Source organism: Geothrix edaphica, from assembly GCF_030268045.1.
In the GTDB taxonomy this organism is placed as follows: Bacteria; Acidobacteriota; Holophagae; order Holophagales; family Holophagaceae; genus Geothrix; species Geothrix edaphica.
Window position 1 is genome coordinate 784,091 of record NZ_BSDC01000001.1, and the last position, 26,390, is coordinate 810,480.

Here is a 26,390-nt window from a genome sequence, read left to right on the forward strand (position 1 = left end):
GGGAGGTGTGCGATGAGATCCCATAGCCCGCAATTCCACGTCGCCACGGTCTTTTCGGGCCTGCTCATGGCCTCGACGCTTTGTAGCGCATCGCCACAGCAGGACCGGGGCCGTCGCGAATCGCCACAGCCGGTGCGCCCCATGGTCGAGCGGGCGTCGCCCGAGATCTCCCGCCCGGACAACCCCCGATCGGTGGCCGGCCCCACGACGGACCGGATGGACCGGATGGACCGCCACCCGGGCCCCCGCACGCGCGAGGTGGACCCCCGCCCGGAGGCCCTGGCCCCCCGGGTGTCCAGCGTGGGCCTCTACCCCGGCACGCGCGTGGTGGTGCCGCCCGCCTGGCACCGCTGCACGACCTTTCCTACGGGTTTCTACTGGCGCCAGCGGGACCTCATGGCTGAGATCCAGTGGCTCTCCCGCCGGGGCTTCGTCCCCGTGACGGCCCTGGGCGACACGGTGGAGGCCCTCACGGACTATGTCCAGGTGCCCTCCGGCTGGCGGGCCTACGGTGTTTCCGTGCCCGCGGGAGGCACGGTCCAGATCGAGGTCCAGCACAGCAACCTGGGCTGGTTCCGGCTCATGCTCGTGGACAAGTGGGGCCGGCCCGGACCCGGCATGTTGCAGGCCGCCATCGCACCCCAGCCGATCCTGGTGACCTACAAGAATCCCGGCAAGGAAGCCACCGCGGTCTACGTCATCGTCGACGATCCGGCCTGGTGGTCCGATGCGAAGAATCCCTATACCCTCGTCCTCCGCCGGGATTGGGATCCCGCCCGGGTGGACCTGAGCGGCGTGAAGATGGTGGCCGGCCTCTGGGGCGCCAGCCCCAGCGTCAGCGCTGAGTTCCGGGGACCCAGCCTGACGGGACCGGCTGTCTTCCCTCATTAGGCAGGAGGTTCTCCCACGCAGGAACAGCCCCGTTCGGGGCCGTTCCTGCGCATGTCTGCGCCTATTGCCAGGGACACGCCCCAGTGACCTGCATGCGGAAGGCGCGGGGCTCGATGGTCAGCTCGGCGCGGTCACGCTCGGCCACGGGCTCCCCATCGAGATGCCAGGGCAGGGGGCGCTCCAGGCGCAGGATGGCGTGCCGGAGGCGTCCCTCGTGCCGGAGGGGGGTGTGGCCGCCCTCCCGGAACAGGGTGGGTGCCTCCGCCAGCAGGTCGAACCAGGAGGGCCGGGCCAGGGTGGCCCACTGGAGGCAGCCGTCCGTGGGATCCGCCCCCGGCGCGATCCACAGGCCGCTGCCATAGGTGGGGAGGTTGGCGAAGCAGAGGCTCCAGGCCTGCTCTGGCAGCGCCGCCTCGGGCACCTTGAAGGCCTGCCTGAGGCGGTCCAGGCGCCCGGCGGGGTCGGGCATGGGCGCCAGGTCCGCATCCCAGGCCAGGGCGGTGGCGGGCCAGGTGCGCCAGAGCTGCCAGCAGGCCCGCGCGTAGGTGCCGAAGCCGCGGCCGGACATGGCGTCGAAGCGGTGGGCCACCGCGGCCTCGAAGCCCATGCCGCAGACGTTCAGGAAGGGCTCCCCGTCTAGGCTCGGCAGATCCATGCGCAATTCCCGGCCCTCCAGCAGGCGCTGAATTGCGCCTGCGGGTTCCAGGGGCGTGCGGAGTCCACGCGCCAGCCCGTTGCCGCTGCCCCCGGGGATGGCGCCGAGGGGGACCGGGCAGCCGCGGCCGATCAGGGCCTTCGCCGCGTGATGGATCGTCCCGTCGCCGCCCCACACCAGCAGCGGACCTTCGGCGCGGACCGCCTGGGCGATGGCGGGCTCGAAGTCCCAGGGCGGCCCGAAGGGGATGGGATCCACCCGGTCCCGGAGGTCCTTCGGCAGCGGACGGAGCAGGGCGTCCGGATCCTTCGTCGCGATGCCTGAGGCAGGGTTGTAGAGGAGGGGGAGCTTGGGCGCTTGCGGCATGGATGAGTCGCTCCCTTGGCTTGCGATGTTGCCATGGTGGCATCAAGTCAAAATGAATGCTCACCAAATCAAAATGAATGTTCATCGAGTATAAACCCTTATTTATGTGATGGTTCAAATAAGGTTATTGAACCGTACCGCAATGAATGAATTTGAAAATAAAGATCTTTATTGGCATTGCGAAAGTAAAATGACAACCAATAATGATGCCTAGATAGTTTTTGGATCCGTTTGGAGTGATTTCGGTCTGGTCTGTTTTTTCCCGTTGCCTTGGAGGCACCATGAAATTCCTAAACCGTGCGAAAAGCGCGGCCACTGTGCTGGCCGCGCTGGTTTGTCTGTCCTTCTCTCTCGACTGTGGCGGTGGTGGAGGAGGTGGCAGCACGCCGCCGCCGTCTGTCGCCCCCACCGTCAGCCAGCAGCCTGCCAATCAGGCCGTGCTGGAAGGCGCCACAGCCACCTTCTCGGTGGTGGCCTCAGGGACCGCCCCCCTCAGCTATCAGTGGAATAAGGGCGGCGTGCCGATCAGCAGCGCCACGGCCGCCAGCTATACGACCTCTCCAGTCGTGCTGGCCGACACCGGGTCGAGCTTCACGGTGACCGTGAGCAATGCGGTCGGCTCGGTGACGAGCAGCGCCGCGACCCTGACCGTGAATCCAGCGCCGCCGACCATCACCACCCAGCCAGCCAACGTCACGGTCAACGCGGGAGCCACGGCGACCTTCACCGTGGTGGCCGGGGGCACTCCGCCCTTCACCTACCAGTGGAAGAAGGGTGGGGTCGATATCGCCGGGGCCACCTCCGCCAGCTACACCACGCCCGCCACCGTTCCCGCCGATGACGGGGGGAGCTTCACTGTGACGGTCAGCCATGGCGGCGCCTCCGTCACCAGCTCGGCCGCCATCCTCACGGTCCTGTCCGTTTCGGTGGCCATCGGCCAGCAGCCTGCCAATCAGGCGGTCCTGGAAGGCGCCACTGCCACCTTCTCGGTGGTGGCCTCGGGGACCGCGCCCCTCGCCTATCAGTGGAAGAAGGGCGGCGTGGCGATCAGCGGTGCCACGGCCGCCAGCTACACGACCCCTCCGGTCGTGCTGGCCGACACCGGGGCGAGCTTCACCGTGACCGTGAGCAATCCGGTCGGTTCGGTGACGAGCAGCGCCGCGACCCTGACTGTGAATCCAGCGCCGCCGACCATCACCACCCAGCCAGCCAGCGTCATGGTCACTGCGGGAGCCACGGCGACCTTCACCGTGGTGGCCGGGGGCACTCCGCCCTTCACCTACCAGTGGAAGAAGGGTGGGGTCGATATCGCCGGCGCCACCTCCGCCAGCTACACCACGCCCGCCACCGTTCCTGCCGATGACGGGGGGAGCTTCACTGTGACGGTCAGCCATGGCGGCGCCTCCGTCACCAGCTCGGCCGCCATCCTCACGGTCCGGTCCATCCCGGCGTTCACCCTCCAGCCAGTGGGTGCCACCGTCGCGGCCGGCGCCGCTGCAACCTTCACCGCCGCGGCCACGGGCAATCCGGTTCCGACCTACCAGTGGTACCGGGATACCACGTTGCTGACGGGCCAGACCGCCGCGACGCTGACCCTTCCGGCGGCCACCCTGGCGGATGCGGGCAGCTACACCGTGACCGCCACCAATTCCCTGGGTTCCGCCACCAGCTCCGCGGCAGTCCTGATCGTGAACCAGACACCGCTCATCGTGACCCAGCCAGCCAGCCTGACGGTCCCTGTCGGCCAGTCCGCCACCTTCTCCGTGGCCGTCACGGGCTATCCTGCCCCGTCCTACCAGTGGTACCGGGACACCTCCCTTCTTGCCGGCGAGACCGCAGCGACGCTCACCCTGGCGGCCGTCACTGTGGCGGATGCCGGAAGCTACACCGTGACCGCGACCAACGCGCTTGGCACCATCACCAGCGCGGCCGCGACCTTGACGGTGCAGCCCACCTTCCAGGCCAGCGGGCGAGTGACCCTGGTCGATGAGTTCCAGCCCAACAACAGCGGCGTCGGCATCCCCGGCGTCACTTTGAGCCTCGATACCATGCCGAATGCCACCACCGCTGTCACGGACGGATCCGGCTACTTCAACATTCCGGGCATTCCCGACGGCACCTACACGCTGACACCCAGCATGCCGGTCGGGACCAAGGTCATGTTCCTGCCCCCTGGCCAGACCGTGACCGTGTCGGGTTCGGACCTCGCGGACCTGCGGGTCCAGGCAGCCCTGGGCTACACCGTCTCGGGGACGGTCAGTTATCCCGGCGCCAAGACGGGCCGCGTCTACCTCCGGCTCGATGGCGGCAACGGCGGTGCCCCCGGTGTCAGCATCCCCGGTCCGGGCGCATTTTCCATCCGCGGTGTGGCGCCTGGCAACTACACCCTGACCAGCTGGATGGACGGCATGGGCCAGGGGAATCCGAACGCCGCCAACCCGACCGGTACCAGGGTCGGTGTGGTGGTGGGATTCGGTGATGCCTCCGGCGCGGATCTGTCCCTGGCGGATCCTGCCGCCATCGACCTGTCGGGCCTCACCCCCGTCCTGAACAGCGCCGCGCCCATGGACGGCGGCGTCCTCCTCAACTGGAAGCCCCTGCCGAATGCGCAGGGGGTGGAACAGGCGGATTCCTACCTGATCCAGTGGAGCACGGACGGCTTCTCCACGCTCGCGGGCAGCGCCACCGTCGCCGCCAGGGGCAAGCAGGACACGGAGAAATTCGGGTCCACGCTCTTCGTATCCGGTCTCGCCAATGGCACACCCGCCGACTTCCGCGTCTACGCCAAGGCGGGGGCGACCACGAGCCTCTCTTCCAACGTGGTCACCGCCACACCGGCCGCCGCGGCCGGAGGGAATGCCATCTCGGGCACCATCAGCTTCACCGGGCCGGCCACCGGACCTCTGTATGTGGTGCTGTTCGACACCTCGACCAGCCAGTCCTACGCCGTGAAGGCCGCCGGTCCCGCCAGTCCGCAGCCCTACATGGTCGCGGGCGTGCCCAACGGCACCTACGACATCCTGGCGATGGTCGACCAGAACGGCAACGGCCTCCTCGACCTGGGCGAGGCCTCGAACATCGGCGGCTACGGCACCATCGCGGTCACCGGGGACATGGTGAATCACGACCTGACGCTGCCCTCCAGCAATGCGGTGGTCAACGCGGTCACCCAGCATGAGATCTACACGGTCGCCCAGGCCACCCACGAGCTCTACGGCGTATGGTTCGACGTGCTTCCCGGCATGAAGCTGCCCGTCAATGTGACCCTGCAGATGGGGAGCCTGCTCTTCGATGTCGGTCTGCCCAGCAGCGGGGGCTTCAACTACTGGGCGAACCTGGGGCTCTACCGGCCCGTGGTCGGCATGGCTTCCGTCCAGGTGGGCTACCCGGATTCCGGTGCCCCGGTGGACACCTTCACGCTGGATACCTCGAAGGTGCTGAACGCCTTCGCCACCAACCTGGCCCCGGTCACCGGAGCAGCCGCTGGAACCCAGCCCACCTTCAGCTGGGGCCCACCCGTCCCGCTGCCTGCCTGGCCCTTGACCTACCGGTTGTGGATCCGCCAGAAGGACACGGGGGCCAGCATCTGGAGCATCTCCATGCCGAGCTCGCAGCTGTCCGTGGCCTACGGCGCGCCCGGAGGCACCCCCGCCACTCCGCCGGCCCTGACGACCGGTGTCACCTACCTCTGGGCCGTCGAGGTGATCTGCCCGCTCGGGAACTCCACGATCAGGATGGTCGAGTACACGCCCTGAAACAGGTCGTCCCATTGGGAAACGGCGGAGGGAAACCTCCGCCGTTTTTTTTGTCACGTCCGGAAGCGTGCCGGCGGCGCCTCCAGCCGGAGGGCCTCGCCGGTGATGGGGTGCTTCAGGCCCAGCCGCCAGGCATGGAGCCAGAGGCGGTCTGAAGGGGCGCCGCCGTAGAGGGAGTCGCCGAGTACAGGCCGCCCCAGGTGGGCCAGATGCACGCGGATCTGATGGGTGCGGCCCGTATGGATGCGGGCGACGAGGTAGTGGCCGGGGACTAGGCCTTCCGCCTCCTCCGCCGTGGCGGGCCGGAAGTCTGTGCGGGCGGACTTGGGGTCCATGAGGTCGCCCTCGCAGCCGAAACGGCCGGGATCCGCCCCCCGCAGGCGGCCGATGGGGGCCTCCGCGGTGCAGGCTTCCAGGGGCGCGGAGACACGCACGAGGTAGAGCTTCTCCAGGTCGCGGCCCGCGAAGGCGGAGGCGAGGCCGGGATTGGCCTTGGCATCCTTGGCCAGCACCAGCAGGCCGGAGGTGCCCTGGTCCAGGCGGTGGTGGAGGAACAGCTTCAGGTCCGGTCGTTGGGTCTTCAGCAGGGCGAGCAGGTCGTGGCGGTCCGTGGCCCAGGTGCCCTGGGTGGCGAGCCCCGCGGGCTTGTCCACGGCGAGGATCCATTCGTCCTCGAAGACGATGGGAATGGCCGTGGTCGGCACCGGCGGCAGGTCGGGGTCGAAGGCCACCCGGACCTCGAGGCCCGGCTTCACGAGTTTCCCCGCCACCTTCACGCGCTTGCGGTCCACCTGGACGCCGCCCAGCTTCAGGGCTTCCCGGGCTGCCCGGCGCGACAGCTCCGTCCGTTTGGCGATGAGCTGATCCAGGCGCAACTCTGCGTCCTGGGGGTCCACGGTGAAGGTCCATTTTTTCAGTGCCATATCCCCAGGGTAGCCGCGGCGCGGAATTGCCTCAAAAAGCGAGGCAATTCCGCCATGGGTTTGGCATGCTGGAAGGTGGAGGCTCCCCATGATCCGAATGCTTCGCGCCGGCCTGCTGATGGCACTGGCTGTGCTGGCCACGGCCGCGGATATCCCCCTGTCGGGCTGGACAGCGAAAGGCGGCAGCAGCCCTGCGGTCACGGGTGGGATGACCTTGAAGGCCGCGGCCTCGGGCTCCGAAATGACCCTGGTTTCGGCGCCGGTGACCCTGAAGGTCGGCGAGCTGTACTGCCTGAGCGCGGTCATCGATACCCACGGCGTGAAGGCCGATGCGCTGGCCCGCTATCCCACGGCCCTCGGCGCCTGCCTCTCCATGGAGAGCTTCCCGTTCACCAATGCCTCCCAGAGCGTGGCCGGAACCTCCAAGCGGCAGGTCTCCGTGCTGTTCCTCGCCACCGCGCCCGCGGATCGCGTGCAGCTGCACCTGGGCCGCAATGGGAGGGCCACGGGCGACGCCGCCTTCAGCCAGGTGAAGCTCGAGAAAGTGGAGGACGTGACCCGGTTCATCCCCATGGAGACCGTGCGCTGGGCGGGGAAGGGCTTCCGCTATGAAATGGGCGGCTGGACCTTCCTGCACATCGAGGGCGCGCCCTATGCCCGGGGCCGCCAGCACGGCGAGCTCATGGCCGACGAGATCGTGCGCTTCATCACCAAGCTCGCGATCCAGAAGGACGCGGCAGATCCCGCCCGGGGCTGGGCCGATAAGCGGCAGTTCGCCGACGCCCTCTTCCTGCGCAAGTTCGATCTGGAGTTCCTGGAGGAGATGAAGGGCATCGCCGACGGCGCCGCCAAGGCCGGCGCCCGGTTCAAGGGGCGCGCCATCGATCTGCTGGACATCGTCACGCTGAACAGCGATGTGGATGCGAGCTACCTCCAGTCCGCCCTGCCGCACACCGCCAACCCCCTCACCAACCGCACCTTCATGACCGGGGACGACGAGGCGGCCAAAGGCGGGCAGGGGGACCACTGCTCCTCCTTCGTGGCCACCAAGGGCGCGACGAAGTCCGGCCGGTTCATCTTCAGCCAGATCTTCATGTGGGGCGGCTACACCGGGACCGAGTGGAACGTGATGCTGGACGTGGTGCCCGAGAAGGGCCACCGGCTGGTGCTGCAGACCTTCGCCGGCGGCATCCACAGCGGCACCGACTGGTACCTCAACGCCTCGGGCCTGGTGATGGGCGAGACCACCGTGGGCCAGACGCCCTATAAGCCGGACGGCACGCCGCAGAGCAACCGCATCCGCAAGGCCGCCCAGTACGCCAATGGCATCGACGAGGCCGCCGCCATCCTCTTCGCGCAGAACAACGGCCTCTACACCAACGACTGGACCATGGCCGACACCAAGACCGACGAAGGCGCCTGCTTCCTGCTGGGGACCGAGAAGACGCGCCTGTGGCGCACCGGAACGAAGGGCAAGCCGGCCGACACGCCGGGCAACCACAAGGACTTCATCTGGGCCAACAACAACAACCGCGACCTGGAGGTCCGCGGCGAGTACGCCGGGAACCCCGAGAACGCCCCGGCGGACCTGGCCTTCAACACCTGGAATCGCGACATCGCCTTCCAGGAGGCCTTCAAGGCGCACGGCAAGACCGGCTTCGACATCGACACCGCCACCCGCCTGATGGCCAGCAGCCCCATCAACCGGCCCCATGCCTGCGATGGCAAGCTCACCACCGCCGAGATGGCCGAGAAGCTCGTCTTCATCGCGCACCAGGGCAAGACCACCCAGCGCGAAAAGCTGGTGGGAGGGCGCTGGATCGCCGACCTGCCGGGCGCGACCCCGCACCTGACCCATGGGTACACGACGTTCAGTCCCATCTGGGTATCCGCGAAGCTCCAGGCCGTGAAAGCGGCCCGGAAGGATGAGCAGCCGGCCAAGGCCGTGCCTGCGCCGGACGTCGCCGGGGTAAAGGAAGCCTTCTCCTACGAGGCGAAGGGGCTCTGGACAGGAACTGTCAAGCCGGCTTCGGACGCGGAGAACTGGTTCATCAGCGCCTCCGCCGCCTACTGGCAGCAGCTGAAACAGCTGCCTCCCGCACCGGCCAAGGCCTTCGAGATCCAGAGCGCGGCCCTGGCAGACCTCGCCACGCGTCACCTCTGGCTGGAGGCCAAGGAGGGCGCGAAGGCGCCCCTGGCCACCACGACGGCCTACGACCGCTACGGCGCCTACCAGATCCCGCGCATCCGGGGAGTGTTCGCCCTCCACCAGCTGCGGCTGCACCTGGGGAACGCCACCTTCGCCAAGGCCATGCAGTCTGTCCACGGGCGCTACCAGGGCAGGACCGCCGCCACCGCCGAGATCCTGAAGGCCCTGTCCGAGGCCGCCGGCCAGGATGTCGCCCCCATCCTGAAACCCTGGCTGGAACGCGCCGACCTTCCGGCCCCCAAGATCCAGGCCCGCGTCGAGAAGACGGGCGATGCCTACGAGGTGAAGCTTGATGTGGAGCAGGCGGGCTTCGCGTATCCCTTCGTGGCGTTCGCAAGCGTGGAAACGGAAGCGGGCGCGAAGCTGGAGCGCATCGAGGTGAAGTCCGCCAAGGCGGCCTTCAGCTTCCGCAGCGAAGTCCGGCCCACGCGTTTGGCCTTCAATGCGGGGAACGACATTCCCATGCCCCGCGCCAACTTCTGGGTGCCGGGCAACGTACTGGACGACTGGAGCGCCACGCTCCTGGTCTTCGGCACGGCCCGCGAAGTGGAGGCCCAGCGCACCCTTGCGCTGAGCTACCGCGAAGCCCTGGCGGACAACATGACCGAGGTGCTGCTGCCCCTGAAGCCCGATGCCGACGTGAGCGATGCCGACCTGGCCGCCAACGACCTGCTGATCTTCGGCGGCCCGGCCGAGAACGGCCTGGCGGCGCGTCTCCAGGCCGAAGGGAAGCTGCCCTTCAAGGCGGGTCCTGGCTGGTTCCAGTGGCAGGGTCGGACCTATGGCCGCCCCGATGACGGCCTCCTGGCGGCCTTCCCCAACCCCTGGAACCCGAAGCGCATGCTGGTGTTCGTCCTCGCCAACAGCCGCGTCCAGCAGTGGGCCATGACGAAGACCGTGCCCCGCGGCCTGCCGGGCTGGACCCTCTACCGGGGCGGCGAGGTGAAGGAGAAGGGGCAGGCGATGGCCGCGATGACGGTTGTGGATCTCAAACCCTGAGGGCAGATGCCCCGCGGTGATTGCAAGAGGAGGCGCCCGGCTGATTCCCCATCAGGCGGGCGCTTCCCATTGGACTCGGCCTCCCGGCGCGCCCTGGGCTCATCGATCCTCAGGGGATGGTTCCGGCGGTTCAGTGCGACTGGTCGATCCTTCAAATTGAAGGGGTGGGCAGGCCATCCTGATGGAATGGTCTGTATTGATCGGTCAATAATTGAACTTTAATTATTAATTATATGGAAGATATGTTGTGGCGCAAATTGTGCTTAAAAGATCTGGTCAGGGACTCTGACTGGTTCTGGGCCGACTGGTTGCGCAAGGAGATCCGTGCATCGTCTGCTCCCTTCTCGGGATTTCAGATGTCAACAAGGGTTAAGGGTCAGGAAATCATGTGTCGCGAGTCGATACGAAGGACCTTGGCGCTGTCGGCTGGTATCGCCCCGGATTCGCGCGGCGTGGCTGAGGCCACCCTCCGCACTTGGGGCCAGATGGCGGCGCGGCTGGCCCCCGTCATCGGCGCGCGTGGAGTCGATGCCCTCTTCGGCCGCTCGCTACAGGTGACAAGCGCTACCTTCCCCTGGCTTTCAAAGGCCGGGGGGTCGGATGACAGCGCCAACCCCCTGACAAACCTCAGAGCGAGCCTCGAGGCCATTGATCCGGTGGTGGGCACCGAAGGGAGCTTCGCCCTGCTGGTGGCCTTCACCGAGCTGCTGGCAGCTCTGATCGGAGAGTCCTTGACTGAGCGTCTGCTGGATCCGGTATGGACGCCTCCGAAGCCCACGACCGAACAGGAGACCCATCCATGAGAAGAAAAGTGACCATCAGCCTACTTGCCACAGGCGTCCCCGGACTGGACTCCATCCTGGGCGGCGGCCTCCCGGAGTTCTCCTTCAATCTGATTGCGGGCCCCCCGGGATCCGGAAAGACCACGCTGGCGCATCAGATCATGTTCGCCCTGGCGACGCCGGAGCGCCGGGCGCTGTTCTTCACCGTGCTGGGGGAATCGCCGCTGAAGATGCTCCGCTACCAGCAGCAGTTCTCCTTCTTTGATCCAGGGAAGGTCAACCAATCCATCAAGTTCGTGAACCTGAGCCACGAGGTCACGACCGGTCATTTCGACCAGGTCCTGGCCCGCATCATGGAGGAGGTCAAAGCCTTTTCCCCGGGGCTGGTGTTCGTCGATTCCTTCCGCTCCCTCATGTTGGAGGCCAGCCACCAGGCCAATTCGACGATGAGCCCGCTGCAGTTCATGCAGGAACTCGGGATCAAGCTGAGCGGATGGCAGGCCACGGCCTTCCTGATCGGGGAATACATTTCCGACAACGACGCCCAGCCGGTCTCCTCGGTGGCCGATGGCCTCCTGTCACTGAATCAGAGCGTTTACCGGAACTCGATGGTGCGCAAGATCCAGGTCCTGAAAATGCGTGGCCAGCAGACCAGCCCGGGGATTCATACCTTCCGGATCACCGGCGATGGCCTTGAAGTCTTCCCGGCGGCCACCATTCCCAGTGATAGCGGGGCCATGGGGCCCCCCTCCCGGCGTCCGCACTCCCAACGGCGGCTGACCATGGGCGTACCCGGTCTTGATGACATGCTGGGCGGCGGCCTGCCAGCCGGCTATTCGCTGCTGGTTGCAGGGCCGTCCGGGTCCGGGAAGACGATCCTCGCCACGGCCTTCCTGTCTGAAGGCGTCCGCCTGGGCGAACCGGGCGTGATCGTCGCCTTCGAGCAGACGCCGAGCCAGTCGTGGACCCGCACGATCGACGAGCTGGTCCGGGCCGGGAAGATCGGCCTGATCAACACCAGGCTGCTGGATCTGTCGATCGACGAGATTGTCCAGCACCTGATCGACCTCATCCAGAAGATGAAGGCGACCCGGGTGGTGATCGACTCGCTGTCCGGGTTCGAACTGGCCGTGGCGCCAACCTTCCGGGAGGATTTCCGCGAATCGCTGTTCCGCATGATCACCGTCCTGTCCGGCCTCGGCGTGACGGTGCTGATGACTTCGGAACTCGAAGACCGGTACACGGACCTGCGATTCAGCTCCTATGGGTCGGCGTTCCTCACCGACGCGATCATCGTCCAGCGCTACATCGAGATGAACAGCCGCTTGAAGCGCGTCATGGCGGTCGTCAAGGTGCGCGGGAGCAACCACAGCGACCAGCTCCGGCAGTATGAGGTCACGGATGAAGGCATCGTGATCGGTGAGCCGGTGGTCGACTACGAGCGGCTCCTCGGCGGGCAGCCGACGCCGACGATCGCCCAGCCTGGCGTGGGCGAGCCGCGATGAGCGACCGTGAGCGCGCCCGCCAGACGGGCCCGGCCGGACCTCCGCCTGGGGCGGGCAAAAGCGCGCCTGGCCCGGGCTCGGTGGCGGTGGAGAGCAGAGGAATCAGCGAAGAGGTGCTGCGGGAAGCGAATGAGGGCCTCGTCCTTGCGACCGTCAACGCCCAGGCCATGACGGATGCGGCGGAGCAGGCCGCCGCGCAGCTGCGGGAAGCGAACGAAAGCCTTGTCATCGCGACGGTCAATGCCCAGACCCTGGCCCAGGCTGCCGAGCAGGCCGCCGCCCAGATCTCCTATACCGCCCACCTCGAAGCCCAGCTTCTGGAGGCCCAGAAGCTGGAGACCCTCGGCGTGCTCGCCGGTGGCGTCGCCCACGACTTCAACAACCTCCTCACCGCCATGCTGGGCAATGCGAACCTGGGCACCATGGCCGCGGAAGAGGGGCGCAGCGTGGCGCCCTATTTCGCGGCCATCGAGAAGGCGGCCATGCGGGCGGCCAGTCTCACGCGCCAGCTGCTGGCCTACGCGGGGACCGGGAAACCGGTCATGGCCGAGGTCGACCTCGGGATTGTCGTCAAGGAGGTCATCCAGGTCTTCACCGCCTCCCTTCCCAGGAACGTGACCCTCAGCTGCGATCTGGCGGAGCGGCTCCCGCTGGTGCATGGCGACGCCACCCAGATCTTCCAGGTCCTCATGAACCTGGTCACCAATGCTGCTGAAGCTTGCCAGACAGACAGGGAGGGCCGGATCAACATCCGGACCCGCGAGGAGTACATGGACGAGGCGGCCCTCGGGGTCGGCCACTGGGTACTGCCCTTGACGCCGGGCCGCTACGCCACGCTGGATGTAAGGGATACGGGGGAGGGGATGGAGCCCGAGGTGGTGAAGCGGGCCTTCGAGCCCTTCTTCACGACGAAATTCACGGGCCGCGGGCTGGGCCTGGCCGCGGTGATGGGAATCATCCGCAGCCACGGGGGCGGGCTCTGGGTGGGAAGCGAGCCCGATTGCGGCTCCTCCTTCAAGATCTTCATGCCCGCCATGGCGGACTCGGCGTTGATGCCTCCCCCGGAAGCTTTGCCGCAGGCCTGGCGTGGGCAGGGTCGCATCCTCGTGGTCGATGATGAGCTGGCCGTCGGCCAGGTGGCCCGGAGCATGGCGGAGCACTTCGGCTTCTCCGTCCTTGACGCCAGGGATGGCCTGGAGGCCGTGGAGCTCTTCCGCCTGCACCACGGGGAGCTGGCCATGGTGCTCATGGACCTCATCATGCCGGGCATGGGCGGGCAGGAGGCCTTCCGGGAAATGCGGAAAATCGACAGCACCGTCCCGGTGGTGCTCAGCAGCGGCTACAACGTTTCGGACACGGACCTCTTCGTCGAGGGGCTGGCCGGGCTCCTCAAGAAGCCCTATCGGCTGGCAGAGTTCCAGGAAGCCCTTCAGCGGGCCCTGGCGATGCGGCTGCTTCCGCCAGGCTAGGCTCCAGCAGACATCAGATCGAGTACCCCTGGCTGTCCACCTCCAGCGCCTGGTGGCGGTCGGCCAGGTCGGCGAGGGTGGTGCCGCGGAGGACGGCGCGGGCGGCCTCGGTGCTGCGGGACCAGAGCTCGCGTACCGCGCGGGCGCCGTGGGTGGCATCGGCGGGCAGCCTGCCGGCGGCGAAGCGGCCTTCCAGGGCCTCCAGCACCTCCAGGGCCGTGATGTGGCTGGGGTGCCGCGTCAGCTCGCAGCCGCCGCTGGGGCCCCGCTGCACCTTGATGAGGCCGGCGGCCTTGAGGTTGCCCAGCAGCACGCGGAGGAACTTGACGGGGAGGGCCTGGCGCTCGGCGATGTCCGCCACCAGCACCGGCCCACGCCCCGCCTGGAGCGCCAGCTCCACCATGAGCAGCAACCCGTAGCGTCCCTTGGCCGACCCCTTCACCATGCGACCTCCCAGGCCAGCTTAACTTAATATGTAACTAAATCAATTGACAAACTTGACAATAAAAATTTCCTTTCCATACTTCAGGATCCGGGCCGCGCCCGAAGCCTGAAGGAGCCCCGACCATGAGCCAGCCGACCCGCCCCACCGACCGCCCCAATCGCGTCGAGCACGCCTACGAACTGGTGGGCTACACGCCCGTCGTGCGGCTAAACCGCTTGGTGCCGAAGGGCTCGGCCAAGGTCTACGTGAAGCTGGAGAGCGCCAACCCCGGCGGCAGCGTCAAGGATCGCATCGCCCTGAGCATGATCCAGGACGCCGAGGCCCGCGGCGCGCTGATGCCGGGCATGACGCTGCTGGAGGCCACCAGCGGCAACACGGGCATCGGCCTCGCCTTCGTGGCGGCCGCGAAGGGCTACAAGATCACGCTGGTGATGCCCGACACCATGACCCAGGAGCGCCGCTCCCTCTTGAAGGCCTACGGCGCGGAGCTGCTGCTGACGCCGGGCTCCGGGGGCATGAAGGCCGCCGTGGACAAGGCCCAGGAGCTCGCGGATGGCGATCCTTCCTACTTCCTGGTGCGCCAGTTCGAGAATCCCGCCAACCCCGCGGTCCACCGCCGGACCACGGCCCTGGAGATCCTCGAGCAGGTGCCGGAGCTGGATGCCTTCGTGGCCGGCGTGGGCACGGGCGGCACCGTGACCGGCGTGGGCGAGGTGCTGGCCGAGAAGAAGCCCGGCACCCTCGTGGTCGCCGTGGAGCCCGAGACTTCGCCCCTGCTGAGCGAGGGGAAGGCCGGCCCGCACAAGCTCCAGGGCCTGGGGCCGAACTTCGTGCCGGGCATCCTCAACAGGAAGGCCTTCCAGCGCGTCCGCCCCGTGGGCTATGACGATGCCATCGCCATCACGCGCCGCCTGGCCAGGGAGGAGGGCCTGCTCACGGGCATCAGCACCGGCGCCATCGTCTTCGCGGCCCTGGAAGTGGCCAAGGAACTGGGCGAGGGCAAGACCGTGGTGGCCGTGCTCTGCGATACCGGCGAGCGCTACCTCACGCATCCCCTCTTCGCCGAGATTGATGGACCGGCGCTCTAGGATGGCGGAGCGCGCGGAACCGAACCCGAAGGAGGCCCGCCCGGGCCCGAGCTGCCCCATCGCCCCGGATCTGGTGGATGAGACAGCCGGGCGGATCGCGGCCTGCCTGTCCCTGGCGCTACTGGTGCTGGCGGTCTGGCGGGGGTGGGGCTGGGCCGTCCTGGCCCTGGCGGCCGACTTCGCCCTCCGCGCCTCGGGCCGCGCGACCCTCAGCCCCGTGGCCCGCGCCGCGGGTTTCCTCCGCCGGGTGAGCGGCCTTCCCGAGCGGAGGATCAATGCGGGTCCCAAGCGCTTCGCGGCGTCCGTGGGGTTCCTGTTCTCGCTGGGGATCGGGCTGGCCCTGCTGGCCGGCCTCCGGCCCCTGGGCCTCGGGCTGGCGCTCGTCCTGGGGGCCTGCGCCGGGCTGGAGGCCTTCTTCGGGTTCTGCCTGGCCTGCCAGATCCACCCCTGGTTGCCGTGGGTTCGTGCCGGCGCCGGCCCGCCGGGCCCCTTCGAGGCGGACGAACCGGCCCGGTGAGGGAACCGGGCCCCTGGGTGCGCTTATCCTTGGGGTCCTGTCCGAGGTGCCCATGAGGATCCTCCCGCTGCTGCTCCTGACGCTGTCCCTCCCGGCCCAGACGATACCGGCGGTTCCGGAGAAGGCCACGGCCTTCGAGCGGGCGGTGGTCCAGGAGATGAGCGACGCACGGGTGCAGCCGAAGGCCTACGCGAAGCACCTGCGAGAGCTGCGGCCGTACTTCGAGGGCACGCTCTGGAACCGGCCTGGCCGCGTGCCGCTGCGCACGGAGGAGGGCGTGGCCGCCCTGGACGAGGCCATCGCCTTCCTGGAATCGGCCCGGCCGGTGGGGCCCTTGCGCTTCAACGAAGGCCTGGCCCGGGCGGCCCGGCTGCATGCCCTGGACATCGGGCCCCGGGGCTCGCTCGAACACGTGGGGTCCGACGGCAGCCGCCTCTCGGATCGCCTGAACCGGCGCGGTCGCTGGGAAGGACTCATCGCCGAGAACATCAGCACCGGCGAGGAGGAGGCCCGCCAGGTGGTGCTCCAGCTGCTGATCGACGATGGCGTGGCCAGCCGCGGGCACCGGAGGAACCTCTTCAACCCCGGGCTGCACCAGGCCGGAGCCGGTGCCGCGCCGCACCGGGACTACCGCATCGTGATGGTGATCGACTACGCAGACGGGTTCGTGGCGCGCTAAGGGTCCCGATTTTCTGCTAGCCTGGGCCATTCCCCGGGTGAATGATGGCTTTCCTTGCGCGGCTGGGTGCGCCGGTGCGCGGCTTCCTGGAGTTCCTGGGCGACCAGGCGCACTTGGTGCTTCGGACGCTGCGCTCGGGCTTGGCCCTCCGCGCCGGTCAGCTGGCGGCGGTGGGCGGGCAGACCGGACTCCAGATCCGCTTCACGGGCCTCGATGCGGGAGTGCTCGTGGCGGGCACGGCCCTGCTGCTGGGCGCGGTGACGCTCATCCAGGCCTTCAGTCAGCTGTCCGGCCTGGGCGCGGAGAACTACATCGGCACGCTCATGGTGCTCATCGTCCTGCGGGAGCTGGGCCCGCTGCTGACGGCCGTGCTGGTCATCGGCCGCAGCTCCACGGCCATCGCGGCGGAGCTGGGTGCCATGCAGCTCAACGGCGAGGTGGACGCGCTGGCGGCCCACGGTGTGGACCCCTACCAGTACCTGCTGCTGCCCCGCTGGCTGGGGGTGCTCGTGTCGGTCTTCGCCCTGGTGGTGTTCTTCGACGCCGCGGCCCTGGGCGGCGGCTTCCTGGTGGCCCGGCTGAAGTACGGCATCACCTGGGCCTTCTTCATGGCCTCCGTGCGACAGGCGCTGTCGAACCTCGATTTCGCGGCGACCCTGCTGAAGGTCTTCTTCTTCTCCGGCGCCATCACCTTCCACGCCTGCCACTTCGGGCTCCGCGTCCAGCGCAGCCAGACCGAGATCCCGCAGGCCGTCACCCGCACCGTGGTGTCCGCCCTGGTGGCGGTGTTCATCCTCGACGGCCTCATCGCCGCGCTCTTCTACTTCTGATGCTCCAGGGCCGCGGCATCTCCTGCGCTTCACCGGACGGGCGGGCCCTGCTGGAGGGGCTGGACCTGCAGGTGCCGAAGGGCGGGAACCTGCTGGTCACGGGGCCCAGCGGCTCCGGCAAGAGCCGCCTGCTGAAGGTGGTCGCGGGCATGGAGCGCCCGAGGGGCGGAGAAGTCCGGATCGCGGGTCTCGCGGTCTGGCCGGGTGATGGGGCCCTGGCCCTGGTGGGGCGCGTCCGGATGGGCTTCGCCTTCGCCTCGGGCGGACTGCTGTCAAACCTCAGCCTGGCGGACAACGTGGCCCTCCCCCTGCGGTTCCAGGGACTGCCGAAACCCGAGGTCCTGCGCCGGACCTGGGGCGCGCTGGAGCGGCTGGGCCTCGAGGCGGTGGCCCGGCTCCGGCCCCATGCGGTGAGCGGCGCCGCGCGGAAGCACGCGAACCTGGCCCGCGTACTGGCCCTCGAACCGGACCTGATCCTGCTGGACGCTCCGCTGGAGGGCCTGGACGCCGCGGATCGCGCCGTGGCCCTGGACCTGATCCGCGCCTGGGCCGCGGATCCTGCCTGCACGCTCGTGATGGCCTCGGAGGAGGCCCAGGATTTTCAGGGACTGGAGGCGGAGAGTCTCCCGCTGCCCCAGGAGCCCATGCTCATGGAGTCGACGTGAACTTCGAGAAGCAGGATGCCCGGCTCGGGCTCTTCGTCCTCCTGGCCCTGGTCCTGTTCATCGGGCTGCTGGCCTACAAGAACGCGGGTGCCGTCACTGAGAAGACCTACCCGCTGGTGGTGCGGCTCGAGCAGATGGAAGGGCTGGTGCCCGGCACCGACGTGCAGCTGAGGGGCTACCGGGTGGGCGCCGTGGAGCGGCTCGACATGCGGCAGGAGGGAACGGACTACCACTTCCTGGCCACCCTGGCCGTGCGAACGGACATCCGCCTCTGGCGGGGCACCCGGGCCGTGGTGGCGCCCAAGGGGGTGGGGAGCGTGATGCTCGACCTGCGCCTGCCCCCGCCCGGGGAACGCACCGTGGTCCTGGTCGCGGGCGACCAGATCCCGGGGGAGGAGGGGGTGTCCCTGGGGGGCGTGCTGGAACGCGCCGACCGTCTGCTGGCGAACCTGAACATATCCTTGGACGCGGTGCGGGAGCGGGTCCGGCAGAAGGGGCTGGGCGACCTGCTGGAGCATCCCTCCGTGGCCCAGGCGCTCCGCTCGCTGGATGCCACTCTGCGGGAGTTCCAGGCCCTGGCCCGGGAGGGTCGCGGCCTGGCCTCCCACGCGGATCGCAGCATGGGAGAGGCCGACCGGGCCCTCGTCGACCTGGAGAAGAGCCTGGCCGTGACCCGGGCCCTGCTGGAGAAGCGGGCGCCGGAGCTGGATCGGATACTGGTCAGCCTGGCCTCGGTCCTCCAGCAGTCGGACACCCTGCTGGCCCGCTTCCAGGCCGAGGATCAGCCCGAGCTGGAGGCCAGCCTCAAGGCGCTGCGGCGCTCCCTGGATTCCGTGGAGGAACTGCTGCAGCTGCTGAAGCAGAAGCCCAGCCGAGTCGTCTGGGGCACTCCCAGCGAGGCTGAACGGGAGAAGGCCAGACAGGCCCTGGAGGCCGCCAAGGCCCCGGCATCCCCGAAGTAGCTGGACCTGCCTCAGATAGCGGATGGGGTCGGCCTGGATCAAATTTTGCGACCTTGTTTCAGATTCAACCCGTCCCATGTTGGGGGTCTGTTTCCAGGGGGCCCTGCGCCACGCGGGACCCTTGTGGGTGTCCTACACGCGCTTCCCGCCCGGAGGCTGGGCCTTCGCCCGGGACGGCGCCTGATCCAGGAGGAGGATCCATGGGCAGCATCGCAACCATCCACAACGGCGTGAATGTGGAGGCCCTCAACACCACCGTCTCGATGGTGAAGGCCAACCCCGCCCTCGCCAAGTTCACCTTCCGGTCCAAGGCCAAGTGGATCAACGGGGCCCATTCCCAGAGCACCTTCGATTCGCTCTACGGGGCGGGAATGGAGCACAAGCGGAGCACCCCGATGTTCCTCGAAGCCGACGAGCCCGAGGCCCTCCTGGGCACCGACCTGGCGCCCAACGCCGGAGAGGCGGCGCTCCACGCCCTCAGCGCCTGCCTGAGCGTGACCTACGCCTACAACGCCACGGCCATGGGCCTGGACATCAGCAGCCTGAGCTTCGATATGGAGACGGATTCCGATCTCCAGGGGTTCCTGGAACTGGACAAGAAGGTCCGGCCGGGATTGTCCCAGATCCGCGTGAAGGTGAACCTCGCCTGCAGCGGCACCCCGGCCCAGATCCAGGAACTCCACGAGAAGGTGATCCGCACCTCACCCCTGTATGACACCTTCAAGAACCCCGTAGACATCCAGATGAGCCACTGAGACGGGCCTGCGGCCCCTCCCTCGGGTGTCCGATCCCCGTCCCGGTTTCCGGCCGGTGGCGGGGATCACATCTTGTCGAAGCCATCCTTCCCCGCCATCACGTGCCAGGGCAGGAGTTCGTAGTTGGCGAGCCCGGCCTTGTGGAAGGGGTCGCCATCGCGGAGGGTGTCCAGGTCCGCCAGGGGATTCTCGTCCTGCACCCGCACGAGCCAGGCGCCGCCGAAGCGGGGATCCAGGGGTCCCGAGGCCAGGAGGATGCCCTGCGCCTTCAGCGTCCCGAGGTAGGCCCGGTGGGCCTCGGTGACCGCCTCCACTTCGGGCAGGGGGCGACGGTAGCGGACGAGGATGAGGGCGTACATCGGAAGCTTCCTCCGGAGAACCCTCAGTCTCGCACGATGCGCGTGCCCACCGTCGCCGGGTCCTCGGTGGCCAGGGCCTCGGCGGTGGTGATGAGCACTTCGTGACCGCCGCCCTCCAGGTAGGCCAGGGCGCTCTCGATCTTGGGGCCCATGCTGCCGGGCGGGAACTGGCCCTCGGCGAGATGCCTCCGGGCCTCGCTGGCGGTGATGCGGTCCATCCAGCGCTGGGTGGGCTTGCCGAAGTCGAGCGCCACCTTGGCCACGCCCGTGAGGATGATGAAGAGGTCCGCATCCAGCTGGGCCGCCAGCAGGGCGCTGAGGCGGTCCTTGTCGATGACGGCCTCCACACCCACCAGGAAGCCGCTGGCATCGCGGATCACAGGGATGCCGCCACCACCGCCGGCGATGACCGAGCTGCCGGACTGGAGCAGGGTCTTGATGGCGTCGAGCTGGACGATCTCGATGGGCTGGGGCGAGGGCACCACCTTGCGCCAGCCGCGGCCCGAGTCCTCCTTCATCTTCCAGCGCTTGGACCGCATCAGCTCCAGGGCGCGGAACTCGGGATAGAAGGGACCCACGGGCTTGGTCGGGTCCTGGAAGCCCTTGTCCTCCTTGTCCACCACCACTTCCGTGAGGACGGAGGTCACCGGCGCGTCCAGGCCCATGAAGCGCAGGCGGTTGATGAGCATGCGCTCCAGCATGTAGCCCATGGAACCCTGGGTCATGGCGCCGCAGATGTCGAGGCTGTAGGGCGGGATCTGGCCCGATCCGGCCTCCTGCTGGATGAGCAGGTTGCCCACCTGGGGCCCGTTGCCATGCACCACGCAGAGCGCGTAGCCCTCGGCCACCACCCGCGCCAGCATCTCCGCCGTCTCCCGGGCGTTCTCCAGCTGCTCCTCCTGGAGCCCGCGCTCCTTCTCTTTCAGAAGCGCGTTTCCACCAATGGCCAGGAGTGCGATCTTTCGGGTCATGCAGATCCCCGGGAAACGAGGATTCTACAGGGCCCGGGAGGTGGATCAAAGGACGGGCGTCACAGAGCAGGGCTCCATCCAGAGTTTCCTTGCCAAGGCCACATCGGCTTTTGCACACTGTCAAATGACTCCCATGCGCTCCCTGACCCCCCGGCTCATCCTCCTTCCCTGGCTGGCCCTGTCCGCAGCGGTCTTGTCGGCCCAGGTGCAGGTTGGCCCTGGGCAGGAAGCGAGCTGGCTGCTACAGGGGCACGGCTTCTGGTCCGGTTCGGAGGATGCCCCCAGAGATCGGGCCAGGGCCGCGGCCTGCTACCGGAAGGCCGCTGAAGCCGGAGATGCGGAGGCCATGGCCCACCTGGGGCGGATGCACTTCCGCGGGGAAGGCATCCCGAAAGATCCGGCCGAGGCTCTGAAGTGGCTCAAGGCCAGCGCGGGGAAGGGCAATGCCCGGGGGCTCTACCACCTGGCGGAGCTGTACCAGAGCGGCTTCGGCGTGCCGGTGAACCACACGCAGTATGCCGCCTTGCTTCGCGCTGCTGCGCTGAAGGGATGCCCCGATGCCATGGCGGAGCTGGGGCAGTGCCATTCCTTTGGTCTGGGGGTGGCCTGGAACCCCTCGGAGGCGGCGGCCTGGTTTGCCAAGGCCGCCGAGCAGCCCGTGACCCTCTTCTATCCGATGACCCTTGCGTGGATGCATGAGCGGGGCCTGGGATTCCCGAAGGACGCCAATGCCGCGTTCAGATATGGACAGCGGGCGGCGGCGGCGGGGTACGTGGATGCTCCGAGGTACATGGGGCACCTCTACCTCAACGGCATCGGCGTGCCCAGAGATCCGCAAGCGGCCCTGGGCTGGCTGACCCGAGCGGACGCCCTGGATGACTCCCATGCGCTCGTGGAGCTGGCGGGCATGCTGATGGAAGGTGCGGGCGTACCCAAGGACCCCAGGCGCGCGGTGGCCCTCTACCGCCAGGCGGCGGGCATGGGCTCCGCCACGGCCATGTTGCTTCTGGGGGACTGTCGCCAGCTGGGGCTGGGCGGTCCGGTGGATCCAGCCGAGGCCGTCCTGTGGTACGGGAAGGCCGCCGAGCGCGAAGTTCAGTCCGCCTTCCCCCGCCTCGCCTGGCTCTACCACAAAGGCGAGGGGGTGACCCAGGACGACAAGCGGGCCGTGGCCTGGCTGAGGCAGGGCGTCGAGAAGGGCTCGACCTATGCCATCTACCTGCTCGGCTGGTTTTCGCAGAACGGATGGGGCCTGGAGAAGGATGTCCCCAGAGCCCTGAGCTATTACCATCAGGCCGGCGAGCGGGGGTGGCCCCAGGCTTGGCTGCAGCTGGGCTTCTGCTACAAATTGAACGACGGCATCGAGAGGGATCTCTCCAAGTCGCTGGAGTTCTTCCGCAAGGCCGCGGATATGGGGAACATCACGGCCCTGCATCAAGTCGGCTGGGCTTATCAAAATGGTGAAGGCGTGGCCGTGAACCTGACGGAGGCCATCCGGTGCTACCAGGCGGCCGCGGACCAGGGCAGTGATGCCTCCATGAACCAGCTCGGATGGTTCCATGCCCATGGGCTCGTCGTTCCCAAGAGCCCTGAACTTGCCCTCAGCTGGTATCTCAAGGCTGGAGCCAAGGGGAGCACCAGCGGCTGGTGGAACGCTGGGCTGATCTATGAATCGGGGGAAGAGACGGTCCTTCGGGACCCCGCCAAGGCGAAGCACGCCTTCGCTGAAGGCGCGGCGCTTGGACATGCGGAGTGCATGCACAAGCTCGGCGAGTATGCGGAACGCGGACTCGGGGGGCCCCGCGATATCGATCAGGCCCTCGCCTGGTACCGGAAGGCCATGGACAAGGGCAATGCCGAAGCCCGGGCGGCCTATCTGCGCCTGACGATGCCCCCGCCGCCCGAGCCCGACGACGAGGAGTGACCAGCTCCCGTGCCGGGCGGCGGTGCGGGCGGGACGATGCCCGGTTACCGATTGCGGGTCATGAGGGCATGCACCAGCAGCCGGTCGCGGTCCACCTGTTCACCGACGCGGAAGGTGGCCTCCCCGGCATCGGCGAAACCGGCCTTGGCGTAGAACCGGATGGCGCGGGGGTTCTGCTCCCAGACCTGGAGCCACACCCCGTCGTGGCCCGCGGCGGCGGCATGAGCCAGAACGGCCGCCATCAATTCCTGGGCGGCACCTTGTCCGTGCAGTGAGGCATCCACATAGAACCGGGCCACTTCGAGCGGCTTGACGAAGTGGAAAGGCGGGTTTTCATGTTCGGGGTGGCAGGCCCGGAGCAGGGCGTAGCCCAGGAGGGCGCCAGCGCGCTCGATCACCAGCATGCGGCAAGCCGGGTCGGCCAGCTCAGCGGCCTGCCGGCTCGGGCCGAAGGTCGCGGCCAGGTGCAGCTCCAGGTTCGATCCGGGGATGAGCCCAGTATAGGTCTCGCGCCAGAGGCGTTCGCCCAGCGCGGCAAGGGCCCCGGCGTCATCGGGAAGGGCAGGGCGGATACGCATCCTGCCAGCTTATCAAGAGCCCGAGAACCCGCTAGAATACTCGTTTTGGCGAGCCTCCATGCACATCCAGGAACTGATCCTCCGCCTGCAGCGGTTCTGGGCTGACCGGGGCTGCCTCATCGGCCAGCCCTACGATCTGGAAAAGGGTGCGGGCACCATGAACCCGCTGACCTTCTTCGGGGCCCTCGGGAGCAAACCCTGGAACGTGGCGTACGTGGAGCCCTCGCGGCGCCCGGCCGATGGCCGCTACGGCGAGAATCCCTTCCGTGTCTACAAGCACCTCCAGTTCCAGGTGATCCTCAAGCCCAGCCCCGCCAAGGTGCAGGACCTCTACATCGAGAGCCTGGAAGCCCTCGGCATCGACCTCACCAAGCACGACCTCCGCTTCGAGGAGGACAACTGGGAGTCCCCGTCCCTGGGCGCCTGGGGCGTGGGCTGGCAGGTGGTGCTGGACGGCATGGAGATCAGCCAGTTCACCTACTTCCAGCAGGTGGGCGGCCTGGACTGCCGGCCCGTGAGCGCCGAGCTGACCTACGGCATCGAGCGCATCTGCATGTTCCTGGGCGGCTACGACAACATCTTCGACCTGGTGCACGGCGAGGTGAAGACGGACGACGGCGTGTTCCCCGTCACCTACGGCCAGATGCGCCAGCGCGAGGAGTTCGAGCTCAGCGCCTACAGCTTCGAGCATGCGGACATCGACCTGCACCGCTCCCTATTCGACGCCTTCGAGAAGGAGGGCTGGCGCCTGCTCAAGGACCATGGTCACTTCCTCAGCGCCTACGAGCAGGCCCTCAAGATGAGCCACACCTTCAACGTGCTGGACGCCCGCGGCGCCGTGAGCACCACCGAGCGCCCCGGCATCATCAAGCGCGTGCGCGACCTGGCCTGCGCCTGCGCCCGGGCCTACCTGGAGCACCAGGAGGGCACCGTCGCACCTGCGGAAGCCCCCGGGAAGGGAGGTGCGAAGTGAGCACCGCCAAGACCTTCCTGCTGGAGCTGCACTGCGAGGAGATCCCGGCGCGGTTCCTCACGCCGCTGACGGAGGAATTCGCGACGGCCTTCGTCGCCTGGTCCCAAAACCAAGGCTTGGCCTCCGCCGCGCTGAAAACCTTCTACTCCCCGCGCAAGCTTGCCTGGCGCGGGCCCGGCCTGCCCGCCTCCCAGCCTGACCAGACCGAAACCCAGGTGGGCCCGCCCCAGCGCATGTGCGTGGGGGAGGACGGCAAGCCCACGATCCAGGGCCTGAAGTTCGCGGAGAAGTGGGGCGTGGACTTCAGCGCCGTGCGCTTCGAGCAGCCCGCCGGGAAGAAGGAACCTTGCGCGGTGGTGACGATCACGAAGCAGGGCCGCCCGACCGTGGACCTGCTGGCGGAAGCCCTGCCGGGGCTCATCGCGGGACTGCATGTGCCCAAGGCCATGCGCTGGGGCAACTCCGAGTTCGAGTTCGTGCGGCCCATCCGCAACATCCTGTGCCTCTTCGGCGATCAGGTCGTGCCCATCACGGTGGATGGTGTCGCGGCCACCAACACCACCTGGGGCCACCGGCTCTACCACCGCGATCATCCGGCTCCAGTGACGGTCGCCACGCCCGAGGCCTATGAGTCAGCGCTGGAGACCGCAGGCGTCGTGGTCAGCGTGGAGGCCCGCCGCACCCGCATCGCCCAGCAACTGGAGACACTCGCTGCCGAGGTGAAGGGCCGCGTGGTGGCTGACGCGGAGCTGCTGGACACCCTCGCCGAGATCGTGGAGTTCCCCAAGATCGTGCGCGGCGAGTTCCCCGCCGACTTCCTGGAGCTGCCCAAGGAGGTGCTGGTCACCAGCCTGCGCGAGCACCAGAAGAGCTTCTGCATCGAGGGGCCGGATGGCGCGCTGCTACCCTGCTTCCTCACCGCCGCCAACCGCACGGACGATCCCGCGGGCTTCGTGAAGGCCGGCAACGAGTGGGTGCTGAAGGCGCGGCTCTACGACGCGCGGTTCTTCTTTGCGGAGGACCGGAAGCATCCCCTGTCCGACCGGTTGGAAAAGCTCATGGCGCTTACGTTCCAGCGGGAGCTGGGGAGCTACCACGACAAGACCGGCCGGGTGGTGGCGCTGGTGAAGAACCTGGCCTCCCGGATGTCGGACGATACCGACCACATCGACCGGGCCTTGGAGGCGGCCCGCATGGCCAAGTGCGACCTGCGCACGCTGATGGTGGGCGAGTTCCCCGAGCTGCAGGGCGTCATGGGCGGCGAGTACCTCCGGCACGAGGGCGCCCACGAGGAAGTGTGGATGGCCGTGAAGGAGCACTACCGGCCCGTCGGCGCCGACGATGCCCTCCCCGGCACGCCCATGGGCTGCCTGCTGTCGCTCTGCGACAAGCTGGACACGGTGGCGGGCTGCTTCGCCGTGGGGCTCATCCCCACCGGTTCCAAGGACCCCCTCGCCCTCCGCCGCGCCGGCCAGGGCATCGTGCGCATCCTGTGGGAGCGCGGCTGGGCCTTCACCCCCGCCGACCTGATCGAGGTTGCCCTCCGCGTCGTCGGGGCGAAAGCCACCAAGCCCGCTGCCGAAACCACCGAGGCCCTCCTGGCCTTCTTCAAGGACCGCGTGGCCTACCAGCTGGAACTGGCCGGGTACGCGGGCTCCGTGCGCCGTTCGGCCCTGGCCGCCGGCTGGGAGGATCTGGCGGACCTCAAGGCCCGCTGCGAGGCCCTGTCCGCCTTCGCCGAGGATGCCCGCTTCGCCAGCCTCGCCCAGAGCGCCAAGCGCATCGGGAACATCCTGAAGGACGAAACCGCCAGCGGCGATTTCGACAGCGCCCTGCTGACGCAGGACGAAGAGAAGGTGCTGGCCGAGCACTTGGGCAGGCTGGAAGCCACCGGCGACCAGAAGGCCCTGCTCGCGGCCCTGGCGGATCTCGCCGCGCCCCTGGAGGCTTTCTTCAATGCCGTCATGGTGAAGTGCGAGGACCCGGCCCTCCGCGCCGCGCGGCTCAGCCTGCTCCATCGCCTCCGCCTGGCTTTCCTGCGCGTGGCGGACTTCAGCCTCTGGCAATGAGGGTGGCCCCGACCGGACGGC

The 26,390-nt window shown here is 68.1% G+C and carries 22 protein-coding genes; 16 read left to right on the top strand and 6 right to left on the bottom strand.

All coding sequences use genetic code 11. The features are described from left to right. The first annotated feature begins 141 nt into the window (after positions 1-141). Positions 142-891 carry a hypothetical protein gene (locus tag QSJ30_RS03455; RefSeq protein ID WP_285606386.1) on the top strand — a complete coding sequence of 250 codons (750 nt, stop codon included), beginning with the start codon at positions 142-144 and terminating at the stop codon, positions 889-891. 61 nt (positions 892-952) lie between these two features. On the opposite strand, the gene QSJ30_RS03460 is transcribed toward QSJ30_RS03455, so the two are convergent. Beyond that, entirely contained in the window at positions 953-1,912 is a 960-nt protein-coding gene (locus QSJ30_RS03460) for a diacylglycerol/lipid kinase family protein (RefSeq protein WP_285606387.1), read from the bottom strand. A 281-nt stretch (positions 1,913-2,193) separates the two neighbouring features. On the opposite strand from QSJ30_RS03460, the gene QSJ30_RS03465 reads away from it, so the two are divergent. After that, positions 2,194-5,667, top strand: coding sequence for an immunoglobulin domain-containing protein (locus QSJ30_RS03465; protein ID WP_285606388.1), 3,474 nt, complete (start codon positions 2,194-2,196; stop codon positions 5,665-5,667). A 53-nt stretch (positions 5,668-5,720) separates the two neighbouring features. Here the strand turns inward: QSJ30_RS03465 and QSJ30_RS03470 are convergent, their stop codons facing one another. Beyond that, positions 5,721-6,590, bottom strand: a complete 870-nt coding sequence (locus QSJ30_RS03470; protein ID WP_285606389.1) for an RluA family pseudouridine synthase — start codon at positions 6,588-6,590, stop codon at positions 5,721-5,723. An 88-nt stretch (positions 6,591-6,678) separates the two neighbouring features. Here QSJ30_RS03470 and QSJ30_RS03475 point away from each other — a divergent pair, with 88 nt between their 5' ends. The 4 genes from QSJ30_RS03475 to QSJ30_RS03490 all read left to right on the top strand — a co-directional run bounded on the left by QSJ30_RS03475 (position 6,679) and on the right by QSJ30_RS03490 (position 13,554). Continuing rightward, on the top strand, positions 6,679-9,798 hold the full coding sequence (locus QSJ30_RS03475; protein ID WP_285606390.1) for a C45 family autoproteolytic acyltransferase/hydrolase: 3,120 nt from the start codon (positions 6,679-6,681) through the stop codon (positions 9,796-9,798). A gap of 242 nt (positions 9,799-10,040) precedes the next feature. Beyond that, on the top strand, positions 10,041-10,601 hold the full coding sequence (locus QSJ30_RS03480; RefSeq protein WP_285606392.1) for a hypothetical protein: 561 nt from the start codon (positions 10,041-10,043) through the stop codon (positions 10,599-10,601). Further along, the gene (locus tag QSJ30_RS03485) at positions 10,598-12,085 is read left to right on the top strand and encodes an ATPase domain-containing protein (protein WP_285606394.1); all 1,488 of its coding nucleotides are present in this window, start codon (positions 10,598-10,600) and stop codon (positions 12,083-12,085) included. Before QSJ30_RS03480 ends, QSJ30_RS03485 begins: the two co-directional genes overlap by 4 nt. Continuing rightward, positions 12,082-13,554, top strand: coding sequence for a hybrid sensor histidine kinase/response regulator (locus tag QSJ30_RS03490; RefSeq protein WP_285606396.1), 1,473 nt, complete (start codon positions 12,082-12,084; stop codon positions 13,552-13,554). Before QSJ30_RS03485 ends, QSJ30_RS03490 begins: the two co-directional genes overlap by 4 nt. Before the next feature lie 13 nt (positions 13,555-13,567). Here the strand turns inward: QSJ30_RS03490 and QSJ30_RS03495 are convergent, their stop codons facing one another. Further along, complete coding sequence (locus QSJ30_RS03495; protein WP_285606398.1) at positions 13,568-13,999, bottom strand: RrF2 family transcriptional regulator; 432 nt, start codon at positions 13,997-13,999, stop codon at positions 13,568-13,570. Between the two features lie 122 nt (positions 14,000-14,121). On the opposite strand from QSJ30_RS03495, the gene cysK reads away from it, so the two are divergent. From cysK to QSJ30_RS03530, 7 genes are all read left to right on the top strand, one after another. Beyond that, positions 14,122-15,087, top strand: coding sequence for a cysteine synthase A (cysK, locus tag QSJ30_RS03500; protein ID WP_285606400.1), 966 nt, complete (start codon positions 14,122-14,124; stop codon positions 15,085-15,087). A 1-nt stretch (position 15,088) separates the two neighbouring features. Then, complete coding sequence (locus tag QSJ30_RS03505; RefSeq protein ID WP_285606402.1) at positions 15,089-15,604, top strand: DUF4395 domain-containing protein; 516 nt, start codon at positions 15,089-15,091, stop codon at positions 15,602-15,604. Positions 15,605-15,656: 52 nt separating this feature from the next. Then, positions 15,657-16,283: a CAP domain-containing protein gene (locus QSJ30_RS03510; protein ID WP_285606404.1), complete on the top strand. Its 627-nt coding sequence runs from the start codon at positions 15,657-15,659 to the stop codon at positions 16,281-16,283. Positions 16,284-16,327: 44 nt separating this feature from the next. After that, complete coding sequence (locus QSJ30_RS03515; RefSeq protein WP_285606406.1) at positions 16,328-17,113, top strand: MlaE family ABC transporter permease; 786 nt, start codon at positions 16,328-16,330, stop codon at positions 17,111-17,113. Then, positions 17,113-17,778, top strand: coding sequence for an ATP-binding cassette domain-containing protein (locus tag QSJ30_RS03520; protein WP_285606408.1), 666 nt, complete (start codon positions 17,113-17,115; stop codon positions 17,776-17,778). Before QSJ30_RS03515 ends, QSJ30_RS03520 begins: the two co-directional genes overlap by 1 nt. After that, entirely contained in the window at positions 17,775-18,740 is a 966-nt protein-coding gene (locus QSJ30_RS03525) for an MlaD family protein (RefSeq protein ID WP_285606410.1), read from the top strand. The genes QSJ30_RS03520 and QSJ30_RS03525 overlap by 4 nt, the downstream gene beginning before the upstream one ends. 200 nt (positions 18,741-18,940) lie before the next feature. Further along, positions 18,941-19,495 (top strand): OsmC family protein, encoded by a 555-nt coding sequence (locus QSJ30_RS03530; RefSeq protein ID WP_285606411.1) that lies wholly within the window; start codon positions 18,941-18,943, stop codon positions 19,493-19,495. A gap of 65 nt (positions 19,496-19,560) precedes the next feature. On the opposite strand, the gene QSJ30_RS03535 is transcribed toward QSJ30_RS03530, so the two are convergent. Continuing rightward, the gene (locus QSJ30_RS03535; RefSeq protein ID WP_285606413.1) at positions 19,561-19,854 is read right to left on the bottom strand and encodes a YciI family protein; all 294 of its coding nucleotides are present in this window, start codon (positions 19,852-19,854) and stop codon (positions 19,561-19,563) included. 23 nt (positions 19,855-19,877) lie between these two features. Further along, positions 19,878-20,825, bottom strand: a complete 948-nt coding sequence (locus QSJ30_RS03540; RefSeq protein ID WP_285606415.1) for a carbamate kinase — start codon at positions 20,823-20,825, stop codon at positions 19,878-19,880. Between the two features lie 133 nt (positions 20,826-20,958). On the opposite strand from QSJ30_RS03540, the gene QSJ30_RS03545 reads away from it, so the two are divergent. Then, positions 20,959-22,749 (top strand): SEL1-like repeat protein, encoded by a 1,791-nt coding sequence (locus QSJ30_RS03545; protein ID WP_285606417.1) that lies wholly within the window; start codon positions 20,959-20,961, stop codon positions 22,747-22,749. Between the two features lie 44 nt (positions 22,750-22,793). On the opposite strand, the gene QSJ30_RS03550 is transcribed toward QSJ30_RS03545, so the two are convergent. Then, entirely contained in the window at positions 22,794-23,327 is a 534-nt protein-coding gene (locus tag QSJ30_RS03550) for a GNAT family N-acetyltransferase (protein WP_285606419.1), read from the bottom strand. Between the two features lie 58 nt (positions 23,328-23,385). Between QSJ30_RS03550 and QSJ30_RS03555 the strand changes: the two genes are divergently transcribed. Together QSJ30_RS03555 and glyS are read left to right on the top strand one after the other, a co-directional pair. Next, positions 23,386-24,300: a glycine--tRNA ligase subunit alpha gene (locus QSJ30_RS03555; RefSeq protein ID WP_285606421.1), complete on the top strand. Its 915-nt coding sequence runs from the start codon at positions 23,386-23,388 to the stop codon at positions 24,298-24,300. Next, on the top strand, positions 24,297-26,369 hold the full coding sequence (gene glyS / locus QSJ30_RS03560) for a glycine--tRNA ligase subunit beta (RefSeq protein ID WP_285606424.1): 2,073 nt from the start codon (positions 24,297-24,299) through the stop codon (positions 26,367-26,369). Before QSJ30_RS03555 ends, glyS begins: the two co-directional genes overlap by 4 nt. The last annotated feature ends 21 nt before the right edge of the window (positions 26,370-26,390 follow it).